Origin of the sequence: Blautia ammoniilytica (genome assembly GCF_025566965.1) — a bacterium.
GTDB classification, from domain to species: Bacteria; Bacillota; Clostridia; order Lachnospirales; family Lachnospiraceae; genus Blautia_A; species Blautia_A ammoniilytica.
On the sequence record NZ_JAOQJL010000001.1, the window covers coordinates 185,834 to 206,114 of the forward strand.

The following is a 20,281-nucleotide window of genomic DNA, read 5'->3' on the forward strand; positions in this document are numbered from 1 at the left end:
TCCGATATTAACAAATAAAAAGATGCAATTTTATGCAAAAATATTGGAAAAGTATGTTGACGCATTGGAAAAACCAATATATAATCAGACTCAAGAAATGAGGCAAGCAAAAACGAAAAATAATGGAGGAAGTAATGTGGATGAACCTATTTTGAAAATGCAGGGAATTGAAAAAAGGTTTCCAGGGGTTATAGCACTTCATAATGCTTCATTGAATGTACGGAAAGGTCAGATTATGGCTTTGCTGGGTGAAAATGGAGCCGGTAAAAGTACATTGATGAAGGTTTTGACAGGCGTTTATAAAAGGGATAGCGGAACCATTGTCTACAAAGGAAAACAGGTGGAATACCAGAATACCAGACAGGCCATGAATGATGGAATCGCAATTATCCATCAGGAACTTACCTTGATTCCTAAGATGACTATTTATGAAAATATTTTTATGGGAAGCGAAAAGACTAAAGGCCTGGGAATTGCAGATAAAAAATACATGATACAGAAAAGCCGGGAACTGCTTCGTATATTGAATATGGATTTGAATCCGGAAAAAAGAATTGAAACATTGTCCATTGCCCAGCAACAGATGGTTGAAATCGCAAAAGTGCTTTTATATGATGCACAAGTGATTGTTATGGACGAACCTACAGATGTGCTTCCAGATGAAGAAGTGGATAGTTTATTCCGGGTACTTGAGGATCTGAAGAAAAGAGGCAAGGCTATTATTTATATTAGCCACCGTCTGAAAGAAATCTTCCAGATTTGTGACATGGTAACAGTGATGAGGGATGGGGAATTTATTGGGGAGAAGTCGGTAAGTGAGATCACCAATGAGTCACTGGTAAGTATGATGGTAGGAAGAAAGCTGGATGAACAGTTTCCACATGTGGAAGTACAAAAGGGGGAAGAAGTTCTGAAGGTGGAGCGGATTTCCAACGAATATGTGCATAACATTTCTCTTTCTGTACATGCCGGGGAAATCGTAGGGATCGTAGGGCTGGTAGGAGCAGGCCGGACGGAGCTTGCAAAGACCATATACGGCTGTTATCCATATCAGGAAGGCCAGGTCTGTGTAAAGAACCGGAAAGTGCCGAAAGGCTCCATCAAGCAGGCAATTCATTCAGGGCTTTATTATATGACAGAAGACAGGAAAAGAGACGGCCTTGTGATGCTTTTGGATGTACGGACAAATATGACATTGTCTTCCCTGAAAAAAATATCCAGGTGCTTTACTGTATTGAAAAAAACAGAGAAAGAAGCTGCTGAAGATTTTAGGCAGAGAACTAGGGTAAAAACCCCATCCATTTTTCAACTTGTGAGAAATCTGTCAGGTGGAAACCAACAGAAAGTAATCCTTGCAAAGGCGCTGATGACTGAGCCAGATGTACTGATCCTGGACGAACCTACAAGAGGGATTGACGTAGGAGCAAAAAAAGAAATATATAACCTGATCAATGAATTGAAAGAAAAGAATAAGGCAATTGTGATCATTTCTTCAGAGATGCCAGAAATCCTGGGAATGAGTGACCGGATCATTGTTATGAATGAAGGCTATATCAAGGGGGAATTATCCAGGCAGGAAGCTTCTCAGGAAAAAATCATGCATATGATCCTGGATCAGGCATGAGGAAAGGTGTGGAAAATGAGTAAAAGTAAAAAAGAATATATCAAAATATTGGGAAGATACAGAATGTTTCTGATTCTGATTTTTGCAGCAGTGATTCTGGGAATCATAGAACCAAAGTTTTTAACGGTATCAAACTTTTCCAATATTTTCAAACAGATCGCAACAAATGCCATTCTTGCAGCAGGAATGACCTTTGTAATCCTTACAGGAGGAATTGATATTTCAGTAGGAGCAACTCTGGCTTTTGTTGGGGCAGTAACCATAAACATGATTGGAAGCGGTGTGAATCTGGGAATTACCCTGATTACAGGACTGGCATTTGGAGCGGTGATAGGTGCTTTTAATGGTATTTTCGTATCACAGATGCAGCTTCAGCCAATGATTGTTACATTGGCTACTCAGTCTATTTTTCGGGGACTTACCTATATCATTACAAAAGGCTCTCCCATTCCACTTGATCTTTCATCCAAAAGTGGGCTGGGATATAAATGGATTTATGGAGGTCTGATAGCAAATTCAATCCCATTTTCTTTTGTACTGGTATTTCTTGTATACATAGTTTCTTACTATCTGCTAAACAAAGCAACTTATGGAAGACATATTTATGCAGTAGGAGGTAGTGAGGAAGCTGCAAAGCTTTCCGGAATCAATACAAAACTGACAATGATACTGGCATATGTAGCTTGTGGAGTAATGGCGGCAATTGCTGGGATCATCATATCTGCCAGAGTGGCATCCGCACAGCCTAATGCAGGTGAAACATATGAAATGGATGCAATTGCAGCCGTTGTAATCGGCGGTACATCATTACGAGGAGGGGAGGGACATGTTGGATTTACCATTATAGGTGCCATTATTATCGGAATGCTGAATAATTTTTTAAATCTGATGGGTGTGGATACCTATTATCAGGTAGTTGTAAAGGGTGTGGTAATTCTTTTGGCAGTATTGGCAGATGCAAAAACGGGGAAAAAGGCATAAAAATTTAAAAGGAGAAGGTATCATGAATAAAAAATTAATGAAAAAACTTACAGCAATCGGTGTTGCAGCAGCAATGACAGTTCCATGTGGAGCAGTGATGGCAGAGGAAAGCAAGGATACAGAGAAAAAGGATGTTCTGATCGGTCTTCTTGTTTATAATGATAAAAATGAATTTATCCAGAAGCTGATTGATGGTGCCCAGAAAAAATGTGATAAATATGGATATGAACTGGTGGAATATGGCGCTGATAAGGATGCTGCAAAAGAAATGACCAACATGGAAGACCTTCTGTCATTGAATCCGGATGTGATTCTTTATAATCCTGTGGATTCCGATGCAGCAGGAGCCACTCTTGCTCTTGCCAACGATGCCGGGATCCCGGTTATTACTGTTGACCGTGTGGCAAATTCAGGAGAAGTGATCTCTCATCTTGCATCCGACAATGTATATGGCGGAAAGATTGCAGGAGAGTACATTGTAGAACAGCTTGGCGATGATGGCGGTGAAGTAGTGGAGATCCAGGGACAGGCAGGAACTTCTGCTGCCCGTGACAGAGGACAGGGCTTCCATGAAGCGGTTGATGATGTGGAAGGCATTGATGTAGTTGTCAGTGATATCGGTAACTGGGATAAAGCAGAAGGTATGACCATTATGGAAAATGCACTGCAGGCACATCCTGATATTAAGGCAGTATTTGCCCACAATGATACAATGGCAATGGGCGCAATGGAAGCATGCCAGGCAGCAGGCAGAGAAGATATTGTGATCGTTGGTTTTGATGCAGATGACGATGCAGTACAGGCAGTAAAAGATGGAAAACTGGCAGGAACTGTAGCACAACAGCCAGAGCTTATGGGAACAGGAGGCGTGGATCTGGCTCATGATTATCTGGAAGGAAAAGAGATTGAGGAGTCTACAGCGATTGAAGTAACTCTGATCACCAAAGACACAGCAGAATAATCTGAAAAAATGGTTGCTTTTCTGTTTTATTTAGATTACCTTAAAAAAGACAACCAGTATAATATACAGTGTAAACAGGAGGCGTATGATGAATAAAACAGAAAGGCACCAGATAATCCTGGATTATATGCATAAAAATGGTAAAAAAGGAGAAATCGAGGAGCTTGTAAAAACCTGTGGCGTGACCAATGAAACCATCCGTAAGGATCTGATCCAGCTGGAAAAAAAGAATCTGATAAGGAGAGTCCTTGGAGGGGCGGTACTGGTAGAAGAATTTGATGAGAAACCATTTAATAATCGCTACTGGGAGAAACTGGATCTGAAAAACCAGATTGCTGCCGCCGCTGTTTCACTGATTAATGACAGGGATTTTATCGCACTGGATTCCGGGACGACCACATTCTGTCTGGCAAAAAAGCTTCAGAAGAATGTTACAGTGTTGACCAATTCACTGGATATTGCCAGGGAGCTTGCTGTGGCAGAGGGAGTCAGATGCTTTGTAGCAGGTGGAGAACTAAGGGAAAGAAACATGTCTATGACAGGGGAAACAACGGAGAAGATCGTTGGCAGTTACAGGGTAAGCAAATGCTTTCTTACCAGTGAAGGAGTAGGTCTTGGATATGGGATGATGGATGCCCATGAGTCTGAAAGCAGGGTAAAACGGGCAATGATGTCATCCGCAGAGAAGATTTATCTTCTTGCAGACCATACCAAGTTTTCCATCCTTACCCCGATCGTAACAGCACCCCTGGAAAGACTGACAGGAATTATTACAGATTCACAGATTGATCCGAAAATCGTAAATGCATATGAAAAAGCCGGGATACCAATGATTGTTGCAGATCCAGATGGAAGTGAAAAACAGCTGGAATAGACAGAAAGGATATGAATGAATGGATAGGACCGGATTTGAAATACTGGCAGAAAAACTGGAAAAAAACGGAATTGATGTGGAATGGGTGCTAAGGGAACTGGATCAGCTTCTTGTGGAGGTTCCTTCCTGGGGATTTTCAAAATCAGGAACCAGATTTTTCTCTTTTGAACAAAAGGGAGATGCAAGGGACTTTTTTGAGAGAGTGGATGACTGTGAACAGGTTCTGAAATACACAGGAAAAGGCGGACAGATCTGTATGCATATTCCGTGGGATCAGTGTGATTATAAAGCTGCCAGGGAATATGTGGAAGAAAAGGGGATGACCTTTGGAACTTTAAATACAAATATGTTCCAGGACAATGATTTTAGGCTCGGCACACTTGCAAATTCAGATAAAAAGATACGTAAAAAGACCGTAGATACACTGAACCACTGTATTGATGTAGCCCATACAGTTGGTGCTAAATCCCTGAATGTGTGGACCATTGACGGGAGTGACATTCCAGGACAGAATGATTACAGAATGCGTAGAAAATGGATGCTGGAATCCTTGAAAGAAGGCTATGACCATGCAGTGTCCTGTGGCGTTCAGTATAATATTGAATATAAACTGTTTGAACCATCTTCCTACCATATGGATATTCCGGACTGGGGTACAGCCTTATATTATGCGTCCAGACTTGGGGAGCAGGCGAAAGTAACCGTAGATCTTGGACATCATGCTTTCGGTGTAAATGTGGCACAGATTGTTTCCCTTCTCATTGATGAGCAGCGTCTGGGAGCTTTCCATTTAAACGATAATGTTTGTGCAGATGATGACCTGATCCCGGGAACCATCAATCCATTAAGGCTTTTTGCAATTGAAAATGAAATCGTTGCAGGGATTTGTGAAAAAGAAACAGAAAGCTCTGCAAGAAGTGTATTACAGGGACTGGACATCAGTTTTTATATTGAACCAAAGGTAGAAGCCATGATCCTTTCCGTGGTAAATCTTCAGACAGCCTATGCAAAAGCCCTTCTGGTAAACAGGAAAAAGCTTCAGCAGCTGCAGCTGGATAATGATATCCTGGGGGCAAATCAGTGCCTGATGCAGGCTTATCATACAGATGTAAGTCTTCTTCTTGAGGAGTGGCGGAACCGTCATGGGATCCAGGGTGATCCATATACAAATTATATTCATTCTGAATATTTTGCAGACAGAAAGAAAAGAGGATAAGGAAGCAGGAACAGGATATGGACAGGAAAAAATACGTATTGTCCTTTGATCTTGGTGCTTCCAGCGGAAGAGGAATCGTTTTTTCTTTTGACGGAACAAGGATGGAGCAGATCTGCCAGCACAGGTTCGGCAATCAGGCAGTTTATCTGAACGGTACTGCTTACTGGGATTTTCTGTATCTGTATCAGAATATCCTTGAGGCTATGATCCGTGTGGGGACACAGTATCCCATAAGCAGTATGGGGATTGATACATGGGGCCTTGATTACGGAGTGATTGACAGCTGCGGCAGACTGTCAGGCAATCCGGTATCCTATCGGGATAAAAGAGGGGCTGCAGGAGCAGATCTGCTTTTGCGGAAGATGACGGGGAAGGAACTGTATCAAAGGACAGGAACCCAGTTTTTATGTGGCAATACAATCTATCAGTTATTTTATGAAATTCAGAAACATCCGGAGCAGTTAAATAACGCAGAAGCAGTTTTAATGATCCCGGATCTGATCTCTTATTTTCTTACCGGCAAAAAGGGAGCGGAATACACTATCGCATCTACTACCCAATTGCTGGATATGAAATCAAAACAATGGAATTTCCCTCTGATCAGTGAAATTGGATTAAGAAAAACACTTTTTTCGGATATAAAGTATCCGGGAGAGGATTCTTATACCCTTTTTTCAGAGATTCAGGACAGAACAGGGATGAAAGAGGCAAAACTGGTGACGGTGGCATCTCATGATACAGCTTCTGCTGTGCTGGCTGTTCCGGCAGCAGAAAAAGAAAATTTTATCTATATCAGCAGTGGAACCTGGTCTGTGATCGGGATAGAAACCAGGGAACCTGTGATCAATGAAAAGGGATTTCTGGGGAATTTTACCAATGAAGGCGGATTTGGAAAAACGATCCGCTACTGCAGAAGCCTGACAGGAATGTGGCTGATACAGGAATGTATGCGGTGCTGGAAGGAACTGGGACAAACGATCACCTATGATCAGATGGGAGAGGGTCTGAAAGATACAGAAGAATTTATGTGCTTTATCTATCCGGAGAATGAAGCCTTCCAGAAACAGTGTGATATGCCAAAGGCTATCCAGGAGTATTGCCGGAAGACAGGACAGAAAGTGCCACAGTCACAGGCACAGATCGCAAGATGTATTTATGAAAGTCTGGCAATGAACTACCTGGAAACTGTGGAAATATTAAAGGAGCAGAAAAAAGCGGATTATGCCAGGATCTATATTGTGGGAGGAGGATCCCAGGCTGCGTTCCTGAACCAGTGTGTGGCCAATGCCACAGGAATGCAGGTGGCAGCAGGAATCTCGGAGGCAACCTCCTATGGTAATGCATTTGCCCAGCTGTATCATGCAGGAGAATTTCATTCCCAGTGGGAATTTCGGGAAATGTTGAAAAGAGAAGAAAATATCCGATATTATGAACCGGAAAACAAGGATGTCTGGAAGCTTATGTACGAAAGATACAGACGGGTAATAAAGAATGACGGAGGGCAGAGGATTTGAGAAAAATCATGAATAAAGCCGACAGATTTGTTTATGAATTGTGCAATGGCATTGCAATGACAAATCCGCTGGTTACAAATGATGAGCGATATAAGATAATCAGAAGAAAAGATCTGGATCCCGGCAAGGTTACATTGATCAGTGGAGGCGGCAGCGGTCATGAACCGGCACATGCCGGATATGTAGGAAAAGGTATGCTGGATGCAGCTGTATGCGGAGACATTTTTGCATCCCCTACCCAGATCCAGGTATATAAGGCGATTGAAGAAACAAGAAGTGAAAAAGGTACTTTGCTGATCATAAAAAACTACAGCGGGGATCTTATGAACTTTAAAAATGGTGCGGCCCTGGCAGAAGAAGAGGGGATAGAAGTAAAATATGTAGTTGTAAGTGATGATATTGCTGTGAAGGACAGCCTATATACAGTAGGACAGCGTGGCGTGGCAGGAACTGTGCTGGTGCATAAGATTGCAGGAGCTGCTGCAGAAGAAGGTTGTTCCCTGGAGGAAGTACAGAAAATTGCAGCACATGCAGCAGATTCTGTAAAATCGATTGGTTTTGCATTTTCTTCCTGTGTGGTTCCTGCAAAAGGCTCTCCTACCTTCCAGATCTGTGACGGTGAAATGGAGTATGGCGTAGGGATCCATGGAGAACCCGGGATCCAGAGGGAAACATCTGTTACCAGCAGGGAACTGGCAGCACGTATGACCAGCCAGCTTCTTAAGGCGCTTAATATGGAAAATAAGGGAGAGATCGCCATTTTGGTAAATGGCTTTGGCGGAACGGCACTGCAGGAACTGTACGTACTTGCCAATGATGTGCGAAGAGAACTGGATCAGTATGAAAATCTTACAGTGTACCGAAGTTTTGTTGGAAACTATATGACCAGTATTGATATGATGGGGGCATCTCTTACCATTATGAAGCTGGATGAATCTTTAAAGCATTATCTGGACTGTGAATCCTGTGCGCCTGCTTTTCGTGTGGACGGGCCTGTGCCAGTGATCCCTTTCAGGGAAACGGATCTTACTGTAACAGAGGCACAGGTTTTTGAAACAGAAGACTCCTGGAAGTATGTGGGAGAACAGGTATCTCCTGAAAATATAAAATATATGGTTGCTCAGATGGGACAGTGTATCATTGACCATGAGGTGCCTTTCTGTACCATTGATTCTTATGCCGGAGACGGGGACTTTGGGGCAAGCGTGGCAAAGGGATTCAGACAGCTGAGAAACGAATGGCTGATGCTGAAAGAGAAAGACACCATAGAAGGTTTTCTGAAAGCCTGCGGAATGATCATTATTGAGTATTGCGGAGGAGCTTCCGGACCAATTTGGGGTTCTGCCTTTATGGGAGCTGGAAAATGGGCAAAAGGAAAAGTATCTCTGTCTTTGGATGAGTTCGGCGAAATGATGGAAGAAGTAGTAAGAAGCATTCAGAGAACCGGAGAAAAATCCTTTGGCAGAGGTGCAGTTGTCGGTGATAAAACTTTGATCGATGCACTGGTCCCTTATGCAGATACACTTGTTGCATGCGGAAAAAAACAGATGGATATAAAAGAAGCTTTTAAGGAGGCATCTGCGGCAGCTGTGAAAGGAGCAAAGGAAACGGAAAAGATTGTGGCAAGAATGGGGAGAGCCGGTGTGGTAGGAGAGAGAAGTCTTGGACATCCGGATGCAGGTGCTTATGCCCTTGGTGTTATATTCAGTTGGATTACGGAGGCGTTAAAGTAAATATGGAGATGAAAAAAATACGCTTTTTCAGGGATTTGATCCGTATGGCCTGTGATGGATGGCAGCTTGGCTGGCATGAATATCACGGGGGAAATATTACCTATCGAATGAATAAGCAGGAAGCAGAACAGGTACAGCCCTTTTTGACAGAAGATTCTCCATGGGTGGAAATGGAGGAAGGCTTTTCTGTTCTGGGAGACAGCTTCTTTGTTGTTACAGGCAGCGGGGAATGCTTCAGAGATGCATCAGAGTATCCGGAAGAGGTTTTTGGAATCGTAAAGCTGAATGAAAAAGGAACCGCCTATAAGGTGTTGTGGGGACTGACCGGAAATGGGGGAAAACCAACCAGTGAATTTATGCCTCATCTGTTTATACATGAAACAAAGGTGCAGATTGGGGAAGAATATAACAGGATCGTTTATCATGCCCATCCGAAAAAGGCTATTATCCTTACCAGCATACTGGAGCATGACAGCAGAAAAATCACTAGGGCATTGTGGGATATGGAGCCGGAGTGCCCCATGACATTTCCAAAAGGGATCGGAATCATCGACTGGTGTGTACCGGGAACAGTGCAGCTGGCTCAAAAAACCGGTGAACTGATGAAAAAATATAATGTGGTTCTTTGGAGCCAGCATGGAATCCTGGTATCCGCAGCAGACTGTAATGAAACCATCGGGATTGTTCATACGGTAGAGAAATCATCAGATATGTATCTGGAGATTCGGAAATATAAAGAAGAACCGGTTGGCGTGGTAACAGATGAGCAGTATAGAAAACTGGCAGAAGTGTTTCACCTGGATCTGCCTGAGGAATATATTTAGTAAGATAGACCACTTTAGGGAAAAATCCTGAGGTGGTCTTTTTATCTGCAAATTTGTGAATTTAATCTTGAAAAAGTGAGGAAAATGTGCTAACCTGTATTCCTGTGTGTTTATTTTAAATACGAATGACCGCCACAGTCGCACAGAAATAAGGCGGATTCGTAAACTCAGGAGAGTCTCTTCAAAAAAATCCGAGGAAGAGCGCCGAAGGTGTACGCAGCAGTAAAGCTGTCATTCTCTCAGGCAAAAGGATGGAGGAAAAATTATGTTTACACAAATCAACAACTTTATCACATGGTTTGACGGAGTCGTATGGGGACTTCCGCTGATCATTCTGATCCTGATCACAGGATTTCTTTTAACCGTTCGGTTAGGTGTTTTACAGGTAAGGCATTTGGGAAAAGCCCTGAAATTCATGGTAAAAAATGAAGAAGGCGGCGAAGGTGAAGTTACCAGCTTTGGAGCCCTTTGCACAGCATTGTCTGCAACCATCGGTACAGGGAATATTGTAGGTGTTGCCACTGCAATTGCAGCAGGAGGACCGGGAGCTTTGTTCTGGATGATCGTAGCAGCATTCTTCGGAATGGCAACAAAGTATGCGGAAGGCTTGCTGGCAATCAAATATCGAACCATCGATAAAGATGGCCATGTACTTGGAGGCCCATTTTATTATATCGAAAATGGTATGGGCAAACAGTGGAGATGGCTTGCCAAGATTTTTGCATTTTTCGGGGCTGGAGTTGGACTGTTTGGCATTGGTACTTTTACCCAGGTAAATGGTATTGCGTCTGCAGTTAAGAATTTCTTTGACCCGGATACAGTACATACTGTTTCGATCCTGGGAAGAGATTATTCCTGGGCAACAGTGATCGCATGTCTGATCCTTACGGTATGTGTAGGACTGGTTGTACTTGGCGGGATCAAACGTATTGCAAATGTATCACAGGTCATTGTGCCTTTTATGGCAGTTTTATATGTGGCACTTGCATTGATCATTGTTATTACAAATATTACGGCTGTACCTGCAGCCATTGCCCAGATCGTAAAAACAGCCTTTTCAGGAAGTGCCCTGGCAGGCGGAGCGATGGGAACTATGGTTGTAGCTATGCAGAAGGGTATTGCCAGAGGAATCTTTTCAAATGAATCCGGTCTTGGAAGTGCACCGATCGCAGCAGCTGCGGCACAGACAAAGGAGCCTGTACGTCAGGGTCTGGTATCTATGACAGGTACATTTATTGATACGATTGTGATCTGTACCATGACAGGACTTGCCATTGTTATGACAGGAACCTGGAATACAGGACTGGAAGGCGTAGAGATCACCACTGCAGCTTTCCAAAAGGGTTTGCCATTCCCTCCACAGGTGGCATCCTTTGCATTGATGATTTGTCTGGTATTCTTTGCGTTTACCACGATCCTGGGTTGGGATTACTATGGAGAGCGGTGTCTGGAATATTTATTTAACAGGAATCAGGGAGCAGTAAAGACTTATCGTTTACTTTACATCATCTGTGTATTTATCGGACCATATATGACAGTTGCGGCAGTATGGAATATTGCGGATATTTTCAATGCACTGATGGCCTTCCCCAATCTGATCGCTTTGCTTGCATTAAGCGGTGTGGTAGTAAGGGAAACCAAGGATTTCTTTAAACGTCACAAAAATTACGAATAAATATCAAAATATATAAAACAGGGGGCTGCTGCAGCCCTCTGTTTTGTGCATATGGCGTTCTCCTTTTCTGTTTTGCATTCCAATACTGTAATCGTAAGATCTGCTTTTCCAACACTGTAATCGTAATATTGTCTTTTACAAAATAAATGATCTATGGTAGAATGATTCTGATTATATCAGCTGGGAGATGACTCCCACCTCTATAGGTGGTGAGCAACAAGTTGGTATCAGTGGTGGGAGTCAATCCCCCAGCTGATATAGCCTCCGGCAGGATTGCAGAGGTGCGCAGGAGAAGTATGTCATGCAATTGCATGACGCGCACCTCGCAGCAAGAATGCCGAGGCATTCTTGAATAAATATTGAAAAGAAAAACGTGAAGGAGAAAATCATGAGCGAATATATAATTATGACAGATACTTCCGCAGATATTCCGGAAGTAATACTTGCAGAAGGTCACATTCAGCTTATTCCCATGGCGTTTGAATTGAATGGAGAAGAGCGGGTACATTCTGATCCGGGAAAATGGGACAGTAAGGAATTCTATGGTAAACTGCGTGATGGCGGACAGGGCAAGACCTCACAGATTCCTCCTATGGTTTATACAGAATATTTTGAAAAGATCTTAAAAGAAGGAAAAGACATTCTGTATCTTTCTCTTTCAGGCGGACTTACATCTACCTGGCAAAGCTCAAAGCTTGCTGCCACTGACCTGATGGAAGAGTATCCGGACAGGAAGATTTCCTGCGTAGATTCCCATGCAGCTACAGGAGGGCAGGGGATCCTTACCCTGATCGCAAGGAAAAATCAGGAAAAGGGCATGAGCCTGGAGGAGAATACCGCCTGGCTGGAAGAAAACAGAAATAATATCTGCCACTGGTTTACTGTAGATGATCTGGACTTTCTGAAGCGAGGAGGCAGGATCTCACCGGCAATTGCCTGGATCGGCGGCAAATTAAAGATCAAGCCTGTTCTTCGGATCGCTGAGGACGGGACTCTTGCTATTATGGAAAAGGTAAGAGGGTCAAAAGCAGCCCTGAATTATATTTCCGGTAAATATACATCTATTCCGGAAAATTATGATCCTGAGTATCCATATGTATTCCTTTGCCATGGGGATGCACAGGAGCAGGCAGAAAAGTTAAAGGCAGACATTCTTGCAGCAATGCCCCAGGCACAGGTTGTGATCATGCCAATGAGCCCTATTATTGGCGTACATACAGGACCGGGTGTCCAGGCTGTGATCTATTATGGGAAGAACCGGGTCTGATCATAGATCCTGAAGACTGCCAAAGGAATAACCCATGGCTTCCCATTGGGTAAGAAGTTCATCAAGAATATCAGCATTTGTAGAAGAGGTACTGTGAAGCAGCACGATGGCACCAGGATGGATGCGTCCAAGCAGCTTTTCAAAGGCCTCTTCTTTTGTTGGCTGTTTGTCCTGATACCAGTCTACATAGGCAAGACTCCAGAAAAAGGTTTTATATCCCAGTTCTTTTGCCATGGAAAGATTGGCGGGGCTGTAGATTCCTCTTGGGGGTCTATAGTATTTTTGCATAGAGGACCCGGTTGCGGATTGGTAAAGCTCTTCCACATCCTGAAGTTCTTTTTGGAATCCTTGCATGGACGAAATGGAAGACATATCCGGGTGGGTCATAGTATGATTTCCAATGGTGTGGCCTGCCTGGATCATTTTTCTTAAAAGATCCGGATGATCTGAAATAAAGTTTCCCACCACAAAAAAAGCTGCAGATACCTGATGCTTTTTCAGGGCTTCCAGGATCTTAGGCATATTGCCGTTTTCATAACCACAGTCAAAAGTAAGATATATGATTTTTTCTTCTGTGTTTGCAGCATAGTACGCATTATATTTTTCCAATTCTTCTATGGACGCATTTCCAATAGGACGTTTTCCTTTTTCCTGAAAGCTTAAGCCCCAGCTGGTGTTTCCCGAGGACGCGCTGACGCTGCCACAGTCAGGCAGTAACTGCCCGGTGGTTTTGCCAAGCAGGGATCCGGTACAGAAAGCTGCTGCAAAAAGAACCAGGATCATAAGGTGGATTTTTGAGACGGGAAAAAATTTTAAACGGAGATTTTTCATAGAACCTCAGAAGAAAAGATTTGTATCAGTTTATGAGAAATAGTAAAAAATATGTGAAAAAATAAGAGCCATCCGTCTTAGCAACCGATGACTCTTAGCAGTGTTCACTGTCCAATGGAATGTACCTCACTTTCAAAGTTTAATAAAACAATTCAGGTATTTCGCTTAAGTTCTTGGTGGACCGTACCTTCCTTTCTTAGAATATGGGAAAATCAATTCTTATTTCGGTGGTCTGTACCTCACTTTCCTGGAGATTATTTGAATAACAATTCTACGTTTCTGGGGGAATCACTCCTTTTCTTTTTATTATGTTTCCCTTTTGTTTTATGTGCTTACTATAACAGAATATTCTGTATGTGTCAATAGAAAAATAGAAAATAAATAAAAAATATAGCAAATAAAAGACTATAAAACAATAATGTATAAAAAAACAGAAAATTCATGCAATTGCCCGAAGGATATTCGGAAAATGCTGAAATGAAAAAATAAAAGGCAAGACAGAAAGGTGAAAGGCAGGTGAAGATTGTAAAAAGTGTATGCACAGGATGTTGCGGTTTGGGGAGAATAAGGGTATAATATCAAGCGTATTTGACAGAGATAAGGGAGGAACAGATCATGTTAGATCAAATTCTGAAGGACAGACAGGTTCAGGCGATTCTGATCACAGACCCATATAATATGCGCCATGTAAGCGGATTCAGAGGAGGAGAAGGTGCCCTTTATATTTCCGGTACCCAGACCGTCCTGATCACAGATTCCAGATATACGGAAGCAGCAGCAAAGGAAAGCAGTTTTACCGTGCTCCAGGAGTCTAATCAGCATAAAAGAGAAGAAATCCTGAAAGAGTGTATAGAAAAAGAGCAGGTACAGGGTGATTTTGCTTTGGGCTATGAAGACCAGTCAATGCTTTGCTGTGATTTTGCAAAATTAACAAAAGCATTGCCGGTTCAGTGCTGGGTACCTCTTGAAAGCAGCATCAATGACCTGAGACAGGTGAAGACCCAGGAAGAGATCCAATACCTGAAAATGGCTGAGGAGATTGGCGACAGAGCATTTGCAAGGCTTCTGCCTCTTTTGAAGCCAGGAATGACAGAGCTGGAGGCAGCTGCTGAGTTGGAATACCTTATGAAACAGGAAGGGGCAGAGGATCTCAGCTTTAATACCATCGTGGCTTCAGGACTGAACAGCTCTATGCCTCACGCTATTCCAGGTACAAAGAAATTTGAAAAAGGCGATTTTATCACCTTTGATTTCGGATGCAAATATAAGGGATATTGTTCAGATATGACCCGTACAGTAGTCCTTGGAAAAGCAAGTGACAAACAGAAAGAGATCTATAATGTTGTTCTGAAAGCGCAGCTGGCCGGACTGGATGCATTAAAGGCCGGCAAATCCGGAGCAAGTGTAGACAAAGTTGCCAGGGATATTATTGCAGATGCAGGTTACGGAGAGTATTTTGGACATGGACTGGGACACAGCGTAGGACTTTTCATCCATGAGAATCCAAGGCTTTCTCCGTCTGATGACAGCATTCTTCAGGAGAATATGATCGAAACCGTAGAGCCAGGGATCTATGTACCTGGTTTGGGAGGCGTAAGGATCGAAGATATGGTGGTTGTTACAAAAGAAGGTCATATAAATCTGGCCCATTCACCAAAGGAACTGATCGAGTTACCAGTAGAATAGAACATATACCGAGGAGATTATTATGTTAAAACAGTTGTCTATTTTCGCAGAAAACGTAAAAGGTGCCATGCACAAAATGACACAGATCCTTCAGGAGAATGATATCAATATTCTTGGATCTGTTACCAATGACAGTGCTGAGTATGGTATTGTACGTATGGTGGTATCGGATCCGGACAAGGCTGGCAAGGCATTGACCGAAGCAGGATTTCTGTGTAAGCTTACCGATGTCCTGGGGATCGAGGTTAAGGATGAAGTGGGAAATCTTAACAATCTTCTTCAGAGTTTTCTTGACAGTAATGTAAATATTGATTATCTGTACCTGTCCTTTAACAGGGATACAGGACGCCCCATTATGATCCTTCATGTAGAGGATATTCTGGAGGTAGAAGCCTGCCTGAAAAGCAAAGGATTTATTTCCCTTTAAGCTGCAGTCAAAATGAAAATGTGATAAAAGGATCTGTTTTGAATAGAAAATGCTGTTACAGGAAAAACTACCTTCATAAATATCAGGAGGTAAAAACATGTTACGGTATCTTCCTATCAGAAAGATTCACGCAAGACAAGTACTGGATTCCAGAGGCAATCCTACGGTAGAAGTAGAAGTTACAGTAGGAGAAGGTGTGATCGGGATCAATGGATATACAGCAAGAGCAATGGTACCTTCAGGAGCATCTACAGGGAAATTTGAAGCTGTAGAGCTAAGGGATCAGGAAAAAGACAAATATCTGGGGCTGGGTGTGGAGAAAGCAGTCCAAAATGTGAATACGAAGATTGCTGAAGCAGTTCTGGGAGAGAATGCCTTAAATCAGATGTACATTGACCAGATCTTGCAGTACACAGACGGGACAGACAACAAGGGGAATCTGGGGGCAAATGCTACACTTGGAGTATCCATGGCAGTAGCAAGGGCAAGTGCCATGGCCATGAGGATTCCCCTTTATCAATATCTGGGAGGCTGTCATGCCAGCCGGCTGCCTGTGCCTATGATGAATATCCTGAATGGGGGCTGTCACGCAGACAATACGGTGGATCTGCAGGAATTTATGATCATGCCCCTTGGGACGGACTGCTTTCCGGAAGCATTGCGAATGAGTGCAGAAATATATCAGCATCTGAAATGTATCCTCAGACAGAGAAATATGAATACCGGAGTGGGCGACGAAGGCGGTTTTGCACCGGATGTGAAGGACTCCAGGCAGGTTCTGGAGCTGATCATGGAGGCCATTGAAAAAAGTGGTTATCAGCCGGGCAAAGAGATTGGAATCGCAATTGATGCGGCTGCCAGTGAATTGTATGATGAAGAAAGAGGAGTTTATGTTTTCCCTGGAGAAAGTCAGATGACAGGGGAAGAAGTATTACGGGACAGTGGAGAGATGATCCATTATTATCAGACGCTGGCTCAGGATTTCCCTGTTGTGTCTCTGGAGGATGGACTTCATGAGGATGACTGGGAAGGCTGGAAGAATTTGACAAAGGCTCTGGGAAGCCATCTTCAGCTGGTAGGAGATGATCTTTTTGTTACCAATATTAAAAGACTTGGCTGTGGGATCCGTCTGGATGCTGCCAATGCGATTCTGATCAAAGTGAATCAGATCGGAACGGTAACAGAAGCCCTGGATGCTGTGGAAATGGCTCATCGTGCAGGATATCGTTCTGTCATATCCCACCGTTCCGGGGAAACTGAGGACCCTTTTATTGCCGATCTGGCAGTGGCAACAGGAGCAGGGCAGATCAAAACAGGAGCACCATGCAGATCTGAGCGGAATGCCAAATACAATCAGCTTCTTCGGATCCATGAGCATCTGGGTGGACTGGCAATCTATCAGAATCCATTTTCTTGATCTGTTTGTATGTTTTCAGTAATTTTAACAAAACATTATAAAAACATTTTGGAAAAACAGTTGAAATCCCACTTTACCTATGATACAATGAAAAACAGTTGATTAGGAGGTGTAACAGAGTGGAGATTTTAAGAACGATATTGACAGTTATTTTTGCTATAGATTGTATTGCCCTTACCGTAGTAGTCCTGATGCAGGAAGGAAAGTCTCAGGGACTGGGCGCAATTGCAGGAGCAGCAGATACCTACTGGGGAAAGAATAAGGGACGTACCATGGAAGGCGGCCTTGTTAAAGCTACTTCTGTGATGGGAGTTCTGTTCTTTGTGCTTGCTGTAGTTCTGAACCTGAATTTCTAAGCATATTCCAGTGACAGGACAAGCCGCAGGTTTTACAGCTTTATGCTGTGGACATTGTGTATAAGTTAGTAAATGGGAAAGGCTGTTGCATATTACAACAGCCTTTTTTTTATCAAAGGAGATATTTTGAGCGGAAGAAATAATACAGACAAAAGGAAAAAATTCATACTGGAATTAATGGGAGATCCTGTCTACAAGCCTATGCGGCTGCGGGAAATGGCCTCTTTGCTTGGCCTGTCAAAGGAAGAAAAAAGAGAATTGTGGCAGGTGTTGGATGAACTGGAGCAGGAGGGCAAGGCACAGCAGGACAAAAAAGGCAGGTATTCCAAAGTATCCGGTAAAAAGAAAAAAAACAAGATCAGGGAAAAAGATTCAAAAGCTGTAAAAGAATGGAACAGCGGAAAAGAAAAAAACCGGGTTAAAAAAAGACTGACAGAAAATCATTTCCAGGAAGATCTTGCGGATATGCCCAGGTATGAAGGGACATTTATCGGGCACAATAAAGGCTTTGGCTTTGTAGAAACCGAAGAACTGGAAGAGGATATATATATTCCGGAGGAAAATACAGGAACAGCTATGCACCAGGACCGGGTAGTGGTAGTTGTGACCAGGGAGCCGGAGGATGGAAAACGCAGGGAAGGCGCTGTTGTGAAGATCCTGGAGCGGGGTACTATCCAGATTGTAGGTACGTATCAGAATAACCGGGATTATGGCTTTGTTCTCAGTGATAATCCCCGATTTTCCAAAGATATTTTTATTCCCAAGAAGGATTCCAAGGGAGTCCGGGATGGAGATAAGGTGGTTGTTCAGATCACAGATTACGGCACTAAGAACAAAAGCCCAGAAGGTAAGGTGATCGAGGATCTGGGGAGTATGAAAGCGCCAGGGACAGACATCCTGGCTATTGTGAAAAGCTTTGGAATTCCAAGTGAATTTCCGGATAAGGTGCTGCGTCAGGCAGAACGTGTACCGGATCATGTGCTGGATGCAGACAGGGATGGCAGGCTGGATCTGACCCATCTTTTGACGGTTACCATTGACGGTGAGGATGCAAAGGATCTGGATGATGCGATTTCCCTGACAAAAGAGGGAGATATCTATCACCTGGGAGTACATATTGCAGATGTTAGCAATTATGTGCAGGGCGGCAGTGCATTGGACCGTGAAGCCTTGAAAAGGGGCACCAGCGTTTACCTGGCAGACCGTGTGGTGCCTATGCTTCCGGTGCGGCTTTCCAATGGGATCTGCTCCCTGAATCAGGGACAGGACCGCCTTACGCTTTCCTGTCTGATGGATATTGATTCATCAGGAAAGCGGATTTCCTACCAGATCGCAGAGACTGTGATCCGTGTGGATGAGCGGATGAGTTACACAGATGTTAAGAATATTCTGGAGGATACGGATCCACAGGCAAAAGAAAGATATGCATCGTTGATTCCCATGTTTTTCCTTATGAAAGAACTTTCAGGGATCATCCGTGAAAGCAGACATCACAGAGGTTCCATTGATTTTGATTTTCCGGAAAGCAAGATCATCCTGAATGCAGCAGGAAGGGCTATCGATGTAAAGCCTTATGAAGCTAATGTAGCTACCAGGATCATTGAAGACTTTATGCTGATGGCAAATGAGACTGTGGCAGAAGAATACTGTAAAGAGGGAAAACCATTTGTTTACAGGACGCACGATAATCCGGATCCAGAAAAGGTGGAAAGTCTGCTGACCCTATTGCGTAATCAGGGAGTGGCTGTACAGAAGATGGGCCAGGAGATCACTCCCAAGGAGATACAGCAGATCCTGGAGCAGATCCAGGGGCTGGAGAATGAACCGCAGATCAGCCGTCTTACTCTTCGCACCATGAAGCAGGCCAGGTATACTACCCAGTGCAGCGGTCATTTCGGATTGGCTGCAAAGTATTATTGCCATTTCACTTCTCCTATCCGCAGATATCCGGATCTTCAGATCCACAGGATCATTAAAGATAATTTAAGGGGACGCCTGATCCGAGAAGGAAGGACGGAACATTATCAGGAGATCCTGGAGGATGTGGCACAGCAGTCCAGTGCCTGTGAACGCAGGGCTGATGAGGCAGAAAGGGAGTCTGATAAGCTGAAAAAGGCAGAATACATGTCCTATCATCTGGGTGAAGAATATGAAGGGATCATTTCCGGTGTTACTGGCTGGGGCTTTTATGTGGAGCTTCCCAATACAGTAGAAGGACTTGTACATGTAAATACATTACGGGATGATTATTACACCTTTGACAAAGAAACTTATGAACTACGGGGAGACATGACCCGGAAGGTATACAGGCTGGGCCAGAAGGTAAAGGTCCGGGTAGCAGATGCAGATACATTTTTGAAGACTGTGGATTTTACAGTAGTCCATCCGTAAAAATATAAGAAAGGGAGAGAGCCAATGGCGAAGAAACCTGGGATCAAACTGATCGCAAATAATAAAAAAGCCTTTCATGATTATTTTATAGAAGATACCTATGAAGCCGGGATCGCACTAGCTGGCACAGAGGTAAAATCTCTCCGAATGGGGAAATGCAGTATCAAAGAATCCTATGTTCGGTCAGAGAGAGGGGAGATGTTCATATATGGTATGAATATCAGTCCTTATGAAAAGGGGAATATTTTCAATAAAGATCCTCTTCGTGTAAGGAAGCTTCTTCTGCACAGATACGAGATCAACAAGATCGAAGGAAAGCTGAAGGAGAAAGGCCTGACACTTGTACCATTAAAGGTGTATTTTAAGAACAGCCTGGTGAAAGTGGAGATCGGAATGGCAAGAGGAAAGAAACTGTATGACAAACGTCAGGATATTGCAAAGAAAGACCAGAGACGAGAGGCTGAACGAGACTTTAAGGTAAAGAATCTGTACTGATGGAGGCAG

Annotated in this window: 17 protein-coding genes and 1 riboswitch; of the genes, 16 read left to right on the top strand and 1 reads right to left on the bottom strand. The window is 43.4% G+C overall.

Annotated elements, in window-relative coordinates; translation table 11 throughout:
- Positions 1-136 precede the first annotated feature (136 nt).
- From OCV61_RS00795 to OCV61_RS00840, 10 genes are all read left to right on the top strand, one after another.
- Positions 137-1,624, top strand: coding sequence for a sugar ABC transporter ATP-binding protein (locus tag OCV61_RS00795; protein WP_330382850.1), 1,488 nt, complete (start codon positions 137-139; stop codon positions 1,622-1,624).
- 15 nt (positions 1,625-1,639) lie between these two features.
- Positions 1,640-2,605 (top strand): ABC transporter permease, encoded by a 966-nt coding sequence (locus OCV61_RS00800; protein WP_158420149.1) that lies wholly within the window; start codon positions 1,640-1,642, stop codon positions 2,603-2,605.
- 22 nt (positions 2,606-2,627) lie between these two features.
- The gene (locus OCV61_RS00805) at positions 2,628-3,566 is read left to right on the top strand and encodes a substrate-binding domain-containing protein (protein ID WP_262582570.1); all 939 of its coding nucleotides are present in this window, start codon (positions 2,628-2,630) and stop codon (positions 3,564-3,566) included.
- Between the two features lie 85 nt (positions 3,567-3,651).
- The gene (locus OCV61_RS00810; protein ID WP_158420151.1) at positions 3,652-4,440 is read left to right on the top strand and encodes a DeoR/GlpR family DNA-binding transcription regulator; all 789 of its coding nucleotides are present in this window, start codon (positions 3,652-3,654) and stop codon (positions 4,438-4,440) included.
- Between the two features lie 19 nt (positions 4,441-4,459).
- Positions 4,460-5,656: an L-rhamnose isomerase gene (locus tag OCV61_RS00815; RefSeq protein ID WP_158420153.1), complete on the top strand. Its 1,197-nt coding sequence runs from the start codon at positions 4,460-4,462 to the stop codon at positions 5,654-5,656.
- A 17-nt stretch (positions 5,657-5,673) separates the two neighbouring features.
- Positions 5,674-7,170, top strand: a complete 1,497-nt coding sequence (locus OCV61_RS00820; RefSeq protein ID WP_158420155.1) for a rhamnulokinase — start codon at positions 5,674-5,676, stop codon at positions 7,168-7,170.
- Positions 7,167-8,903 carry a dihydroxyacetone kinase subunit DhaK gene (gene dhaK / locus OCV61_RS00825; protein ID WP_158420157.1) on the top strand — a complete coding sequence of 579 codons (1,737 nt, stop codon included), beginning with the start codon at positions 7,167-7,169 and terminating at the stop codon, positions 8,901-8,903. Before OCV61_RS00820 ends, dhaK begins: the two co-directional genes overlap by 4 nt.
- 2 nt (positions 8,904-8,905) lie before the next feature.
- Positions 8,906-9,727 (top strand): rhamnulose-1-phosphate aldolase, encoded by an 822-nt coding sequence (gene rhaD / locus OCV61_RS00830; protein WP_158420159.1) that lies wholly within the window; start codon positions 8,906-8,908, stop codon positions 9,725-9,727.
- A 158-nt stretch (positions 9,728-9,885) separates the two neighbouring features.
- Positions 9,886-9,992, top strand: a riboswitch (glycine riboswitch).
- Complete coding sequence (locus tag OCV61_RS00835; protein ID WP_158420161.1) at positions 9,993-11,402, top strand: alanine/glycine:cation symporter family protein; 1,410 nt, start codon at positions 9,993-9,995, stop codon at positions 11,400-11,402.
- Between the two features lie 388 nt (positions 11,403-11,790).
- Complete coding sequence (locus tag OCV61_RS00840; RefSeq protein WP_158420163.1) at positions 11,791-12,669, top strand: DegV family protein; 879 nt, start codon at positions 11,791-11,793, stop codon at positions 12,667-12,669.
- Here OCV61_RS00840 and OCV61_RS00845 read toward each other — a convergent pair whose 3' ends face one another.
- On the bottom strand, positions 12,670-13,500 hold the full coding sequence (locus OCV61_RS00845; RefSeq protein ID WP_158420165.1) for a delta-lactam-biosynthetic de-N-acetylase: 831 nt from the start codon (positions 13,498-13,500) through the stop codon (positions 12,670-12,672).
- A gap of 615 nt (positions 13,501-14,115) precedes the next feature.
- Here OCV61_RS00845 and OCV61_RS00850 point away from each other — a divergent pair.
- The 6 genes from OCV61_RS00850 to smpB all read left to right on the top strand — a co-directional run bounded on the left by OCV61_RS00850 (position 14,116) and on the right by smpB (position 20,272).
- Entirely contained in the window at positions 14,116-15,186 is a 1,071-nt protein-coding gene (locus OCV61_RS00850; RefSeq protein ID WP_158420166.1) for a M24 family metallopeptidase, read from the top strand.
- A 22-nt stretch (positions 15,187-15,208) separates the two neighbouring features.
- The gene (locus tag OCV61_RS00855) at positions 15,209-15,613 is read left to right on the top strand and encodes an amino acid-binding protein (protein WP_158420167.1); all 405 of its coding nucleotides are present in this window, start codon (positions 15,209-15,211) and stop codon (positions 15,611-15,613) included.
- A 97-nt stretch (positions 15,614-15,710) separates the two neighbouring features.
- On the top strand, positions 15,711-17,030 hold the full coding sequence (gene eno / locus OCV61_RS00860; RefSeq protein WP_158420168.1) for a phosphopyruvate hydratase: 1,320 nt from the start codon (positions 15,711-15,713) through the stop codon (positions 17,028-17,030).
- Positions 17,031-17,149: 119 nt separating this feature from the next.
- Entirely contained in the window at positions 17,150-17,386 is a 237-nt protein-coding gene (gene secG, locus OCV61_RS00865) for a preprotein translocase subunit SecG (RefSeq protein ID WP_158420169.1), read from the top strand.
- A gap of 177 nt (positions 17,387-17,563) precedes the next feature.
- Positions 17,564-19,777, top strand: a complete 2,214-nt coding sequence (rnr, locus tag OCV61_RS00870) for a ribonuclease R (RefSeq protein ID WP_416796798.1) — start codon at positions 17,564-17,566, stop codon at positions 19,775-19,777.
- Between the two features lie 24 nt (positions 19,778-19,801).
- Entirely contained in the window at positions 19,802-20,272 is a 471-nt protein-coding gene (smpB, locus tag OCV61_RS00875) for an SsrA-binding protein SmpB (RefSeq protein WP_158420171.1), read from the top strand.
- Positions 20,273-20,281 lie beyond the last annotated feature (9 nt).

Excerpts from the sequence above, each read along its gene's own strand:
- OCV61_RS00855 (WP_158420167.1), top strand. The coding sequence starts at position 15,209 with ATGTTAAAACAGTTGTCTATTTTCGCAGAAAACGTAAAAGGTGCCATG.
- OCV61_RS00835 (WP_158420161.1), top strand. The coding sequence starts at position 9,993 with ATGTTTACACAAATCAACAACTTTATCACATGGTTTGACGGAGTCGTA.
- OCV61_RS00800 (WP_158420149.1), top strand. The coding sequence starts at position 1,640 with ATGAGTAAAAGTAAAAAAGAATATATCAAAATATTGGGAAGATACAGA.
- OCV61_RS00820 (WP_158420155.1), top strand. The coding sequence starts at position 5,674 with ATGGACAGGAAAAAATACGTATTGTCCTTTGATCTTGGTGCTTCCAGC.
- OCV61_RS00805 (WP_262582570.1), top strand. The coding sequence starts at position 2,628 with ATGAATAAAAAATTAATGAAAAAACTTACAGCAATCGGTGTTGCAGCA.
- OCV61_RS00840 (WP_158420163.1), top strand. The coding sequence starts at position 11,791 with ATGAGCGAATATATAATTATGACAGATACTTCCGCAGATATTCCGGAA.
- OCV61_RS00850 (WP_158420166.1), top strand. The coding sequence starts at position 14,116 with ATGTTAGATCAAATTCTGAAGGACAGACAGGTTCAGGCGATTCTGATC.
- rnr (WP_416796798.1), top strand. The coding sequence starts at position 17,564 with ATGGGAGATCCTGTCTACAAGCCTATGCGGCTGCGGGAAATGGCCTCT.
- smpB (WP_158420171.1), top strand. The coding sequence starts at position 19,802 with ATGGCGAAGAAACCTGGGATCAAACTGATCGCAAATAATAAAAAAGCC.
- OCV61_RS00815 (WP_158420153.1), top strand. The coding sequence starts at position 4,460 with ATGGATAGGACCGGATTTGAAATACTGGCAGAAAAACTGGAAAAAAAC.
- eno (WP_158420168.1), top strand. The coding sequence starts at position 15,711 with ATGTTACGGTATCTTCCTATCAGAAAGATTCACGCAAGACAAGTACTG.
- OCV61_RS00810 (WP_158420151.1), top strand. The coding sequence starts at position 3,652 with ATGATGAATAAAACAGAAAGGCACCAGATAATCCTGGATTATATGCAT.
- rhaD (WP_158420159.1), top strand. The coding sequence starts at position 8,906 with ATGGAGATGAAAAAAATACGCTTTTTCAGGGATTTGATCCGTATGGCC.
- OCV61_RS00845 (WP_158420165.1), bottom strand. The coding sequence starts at position 13,500 with ATGAAAAATCTCCGTTTAAAATTTTTTCCCGTCTCAAAAATCCACCTT.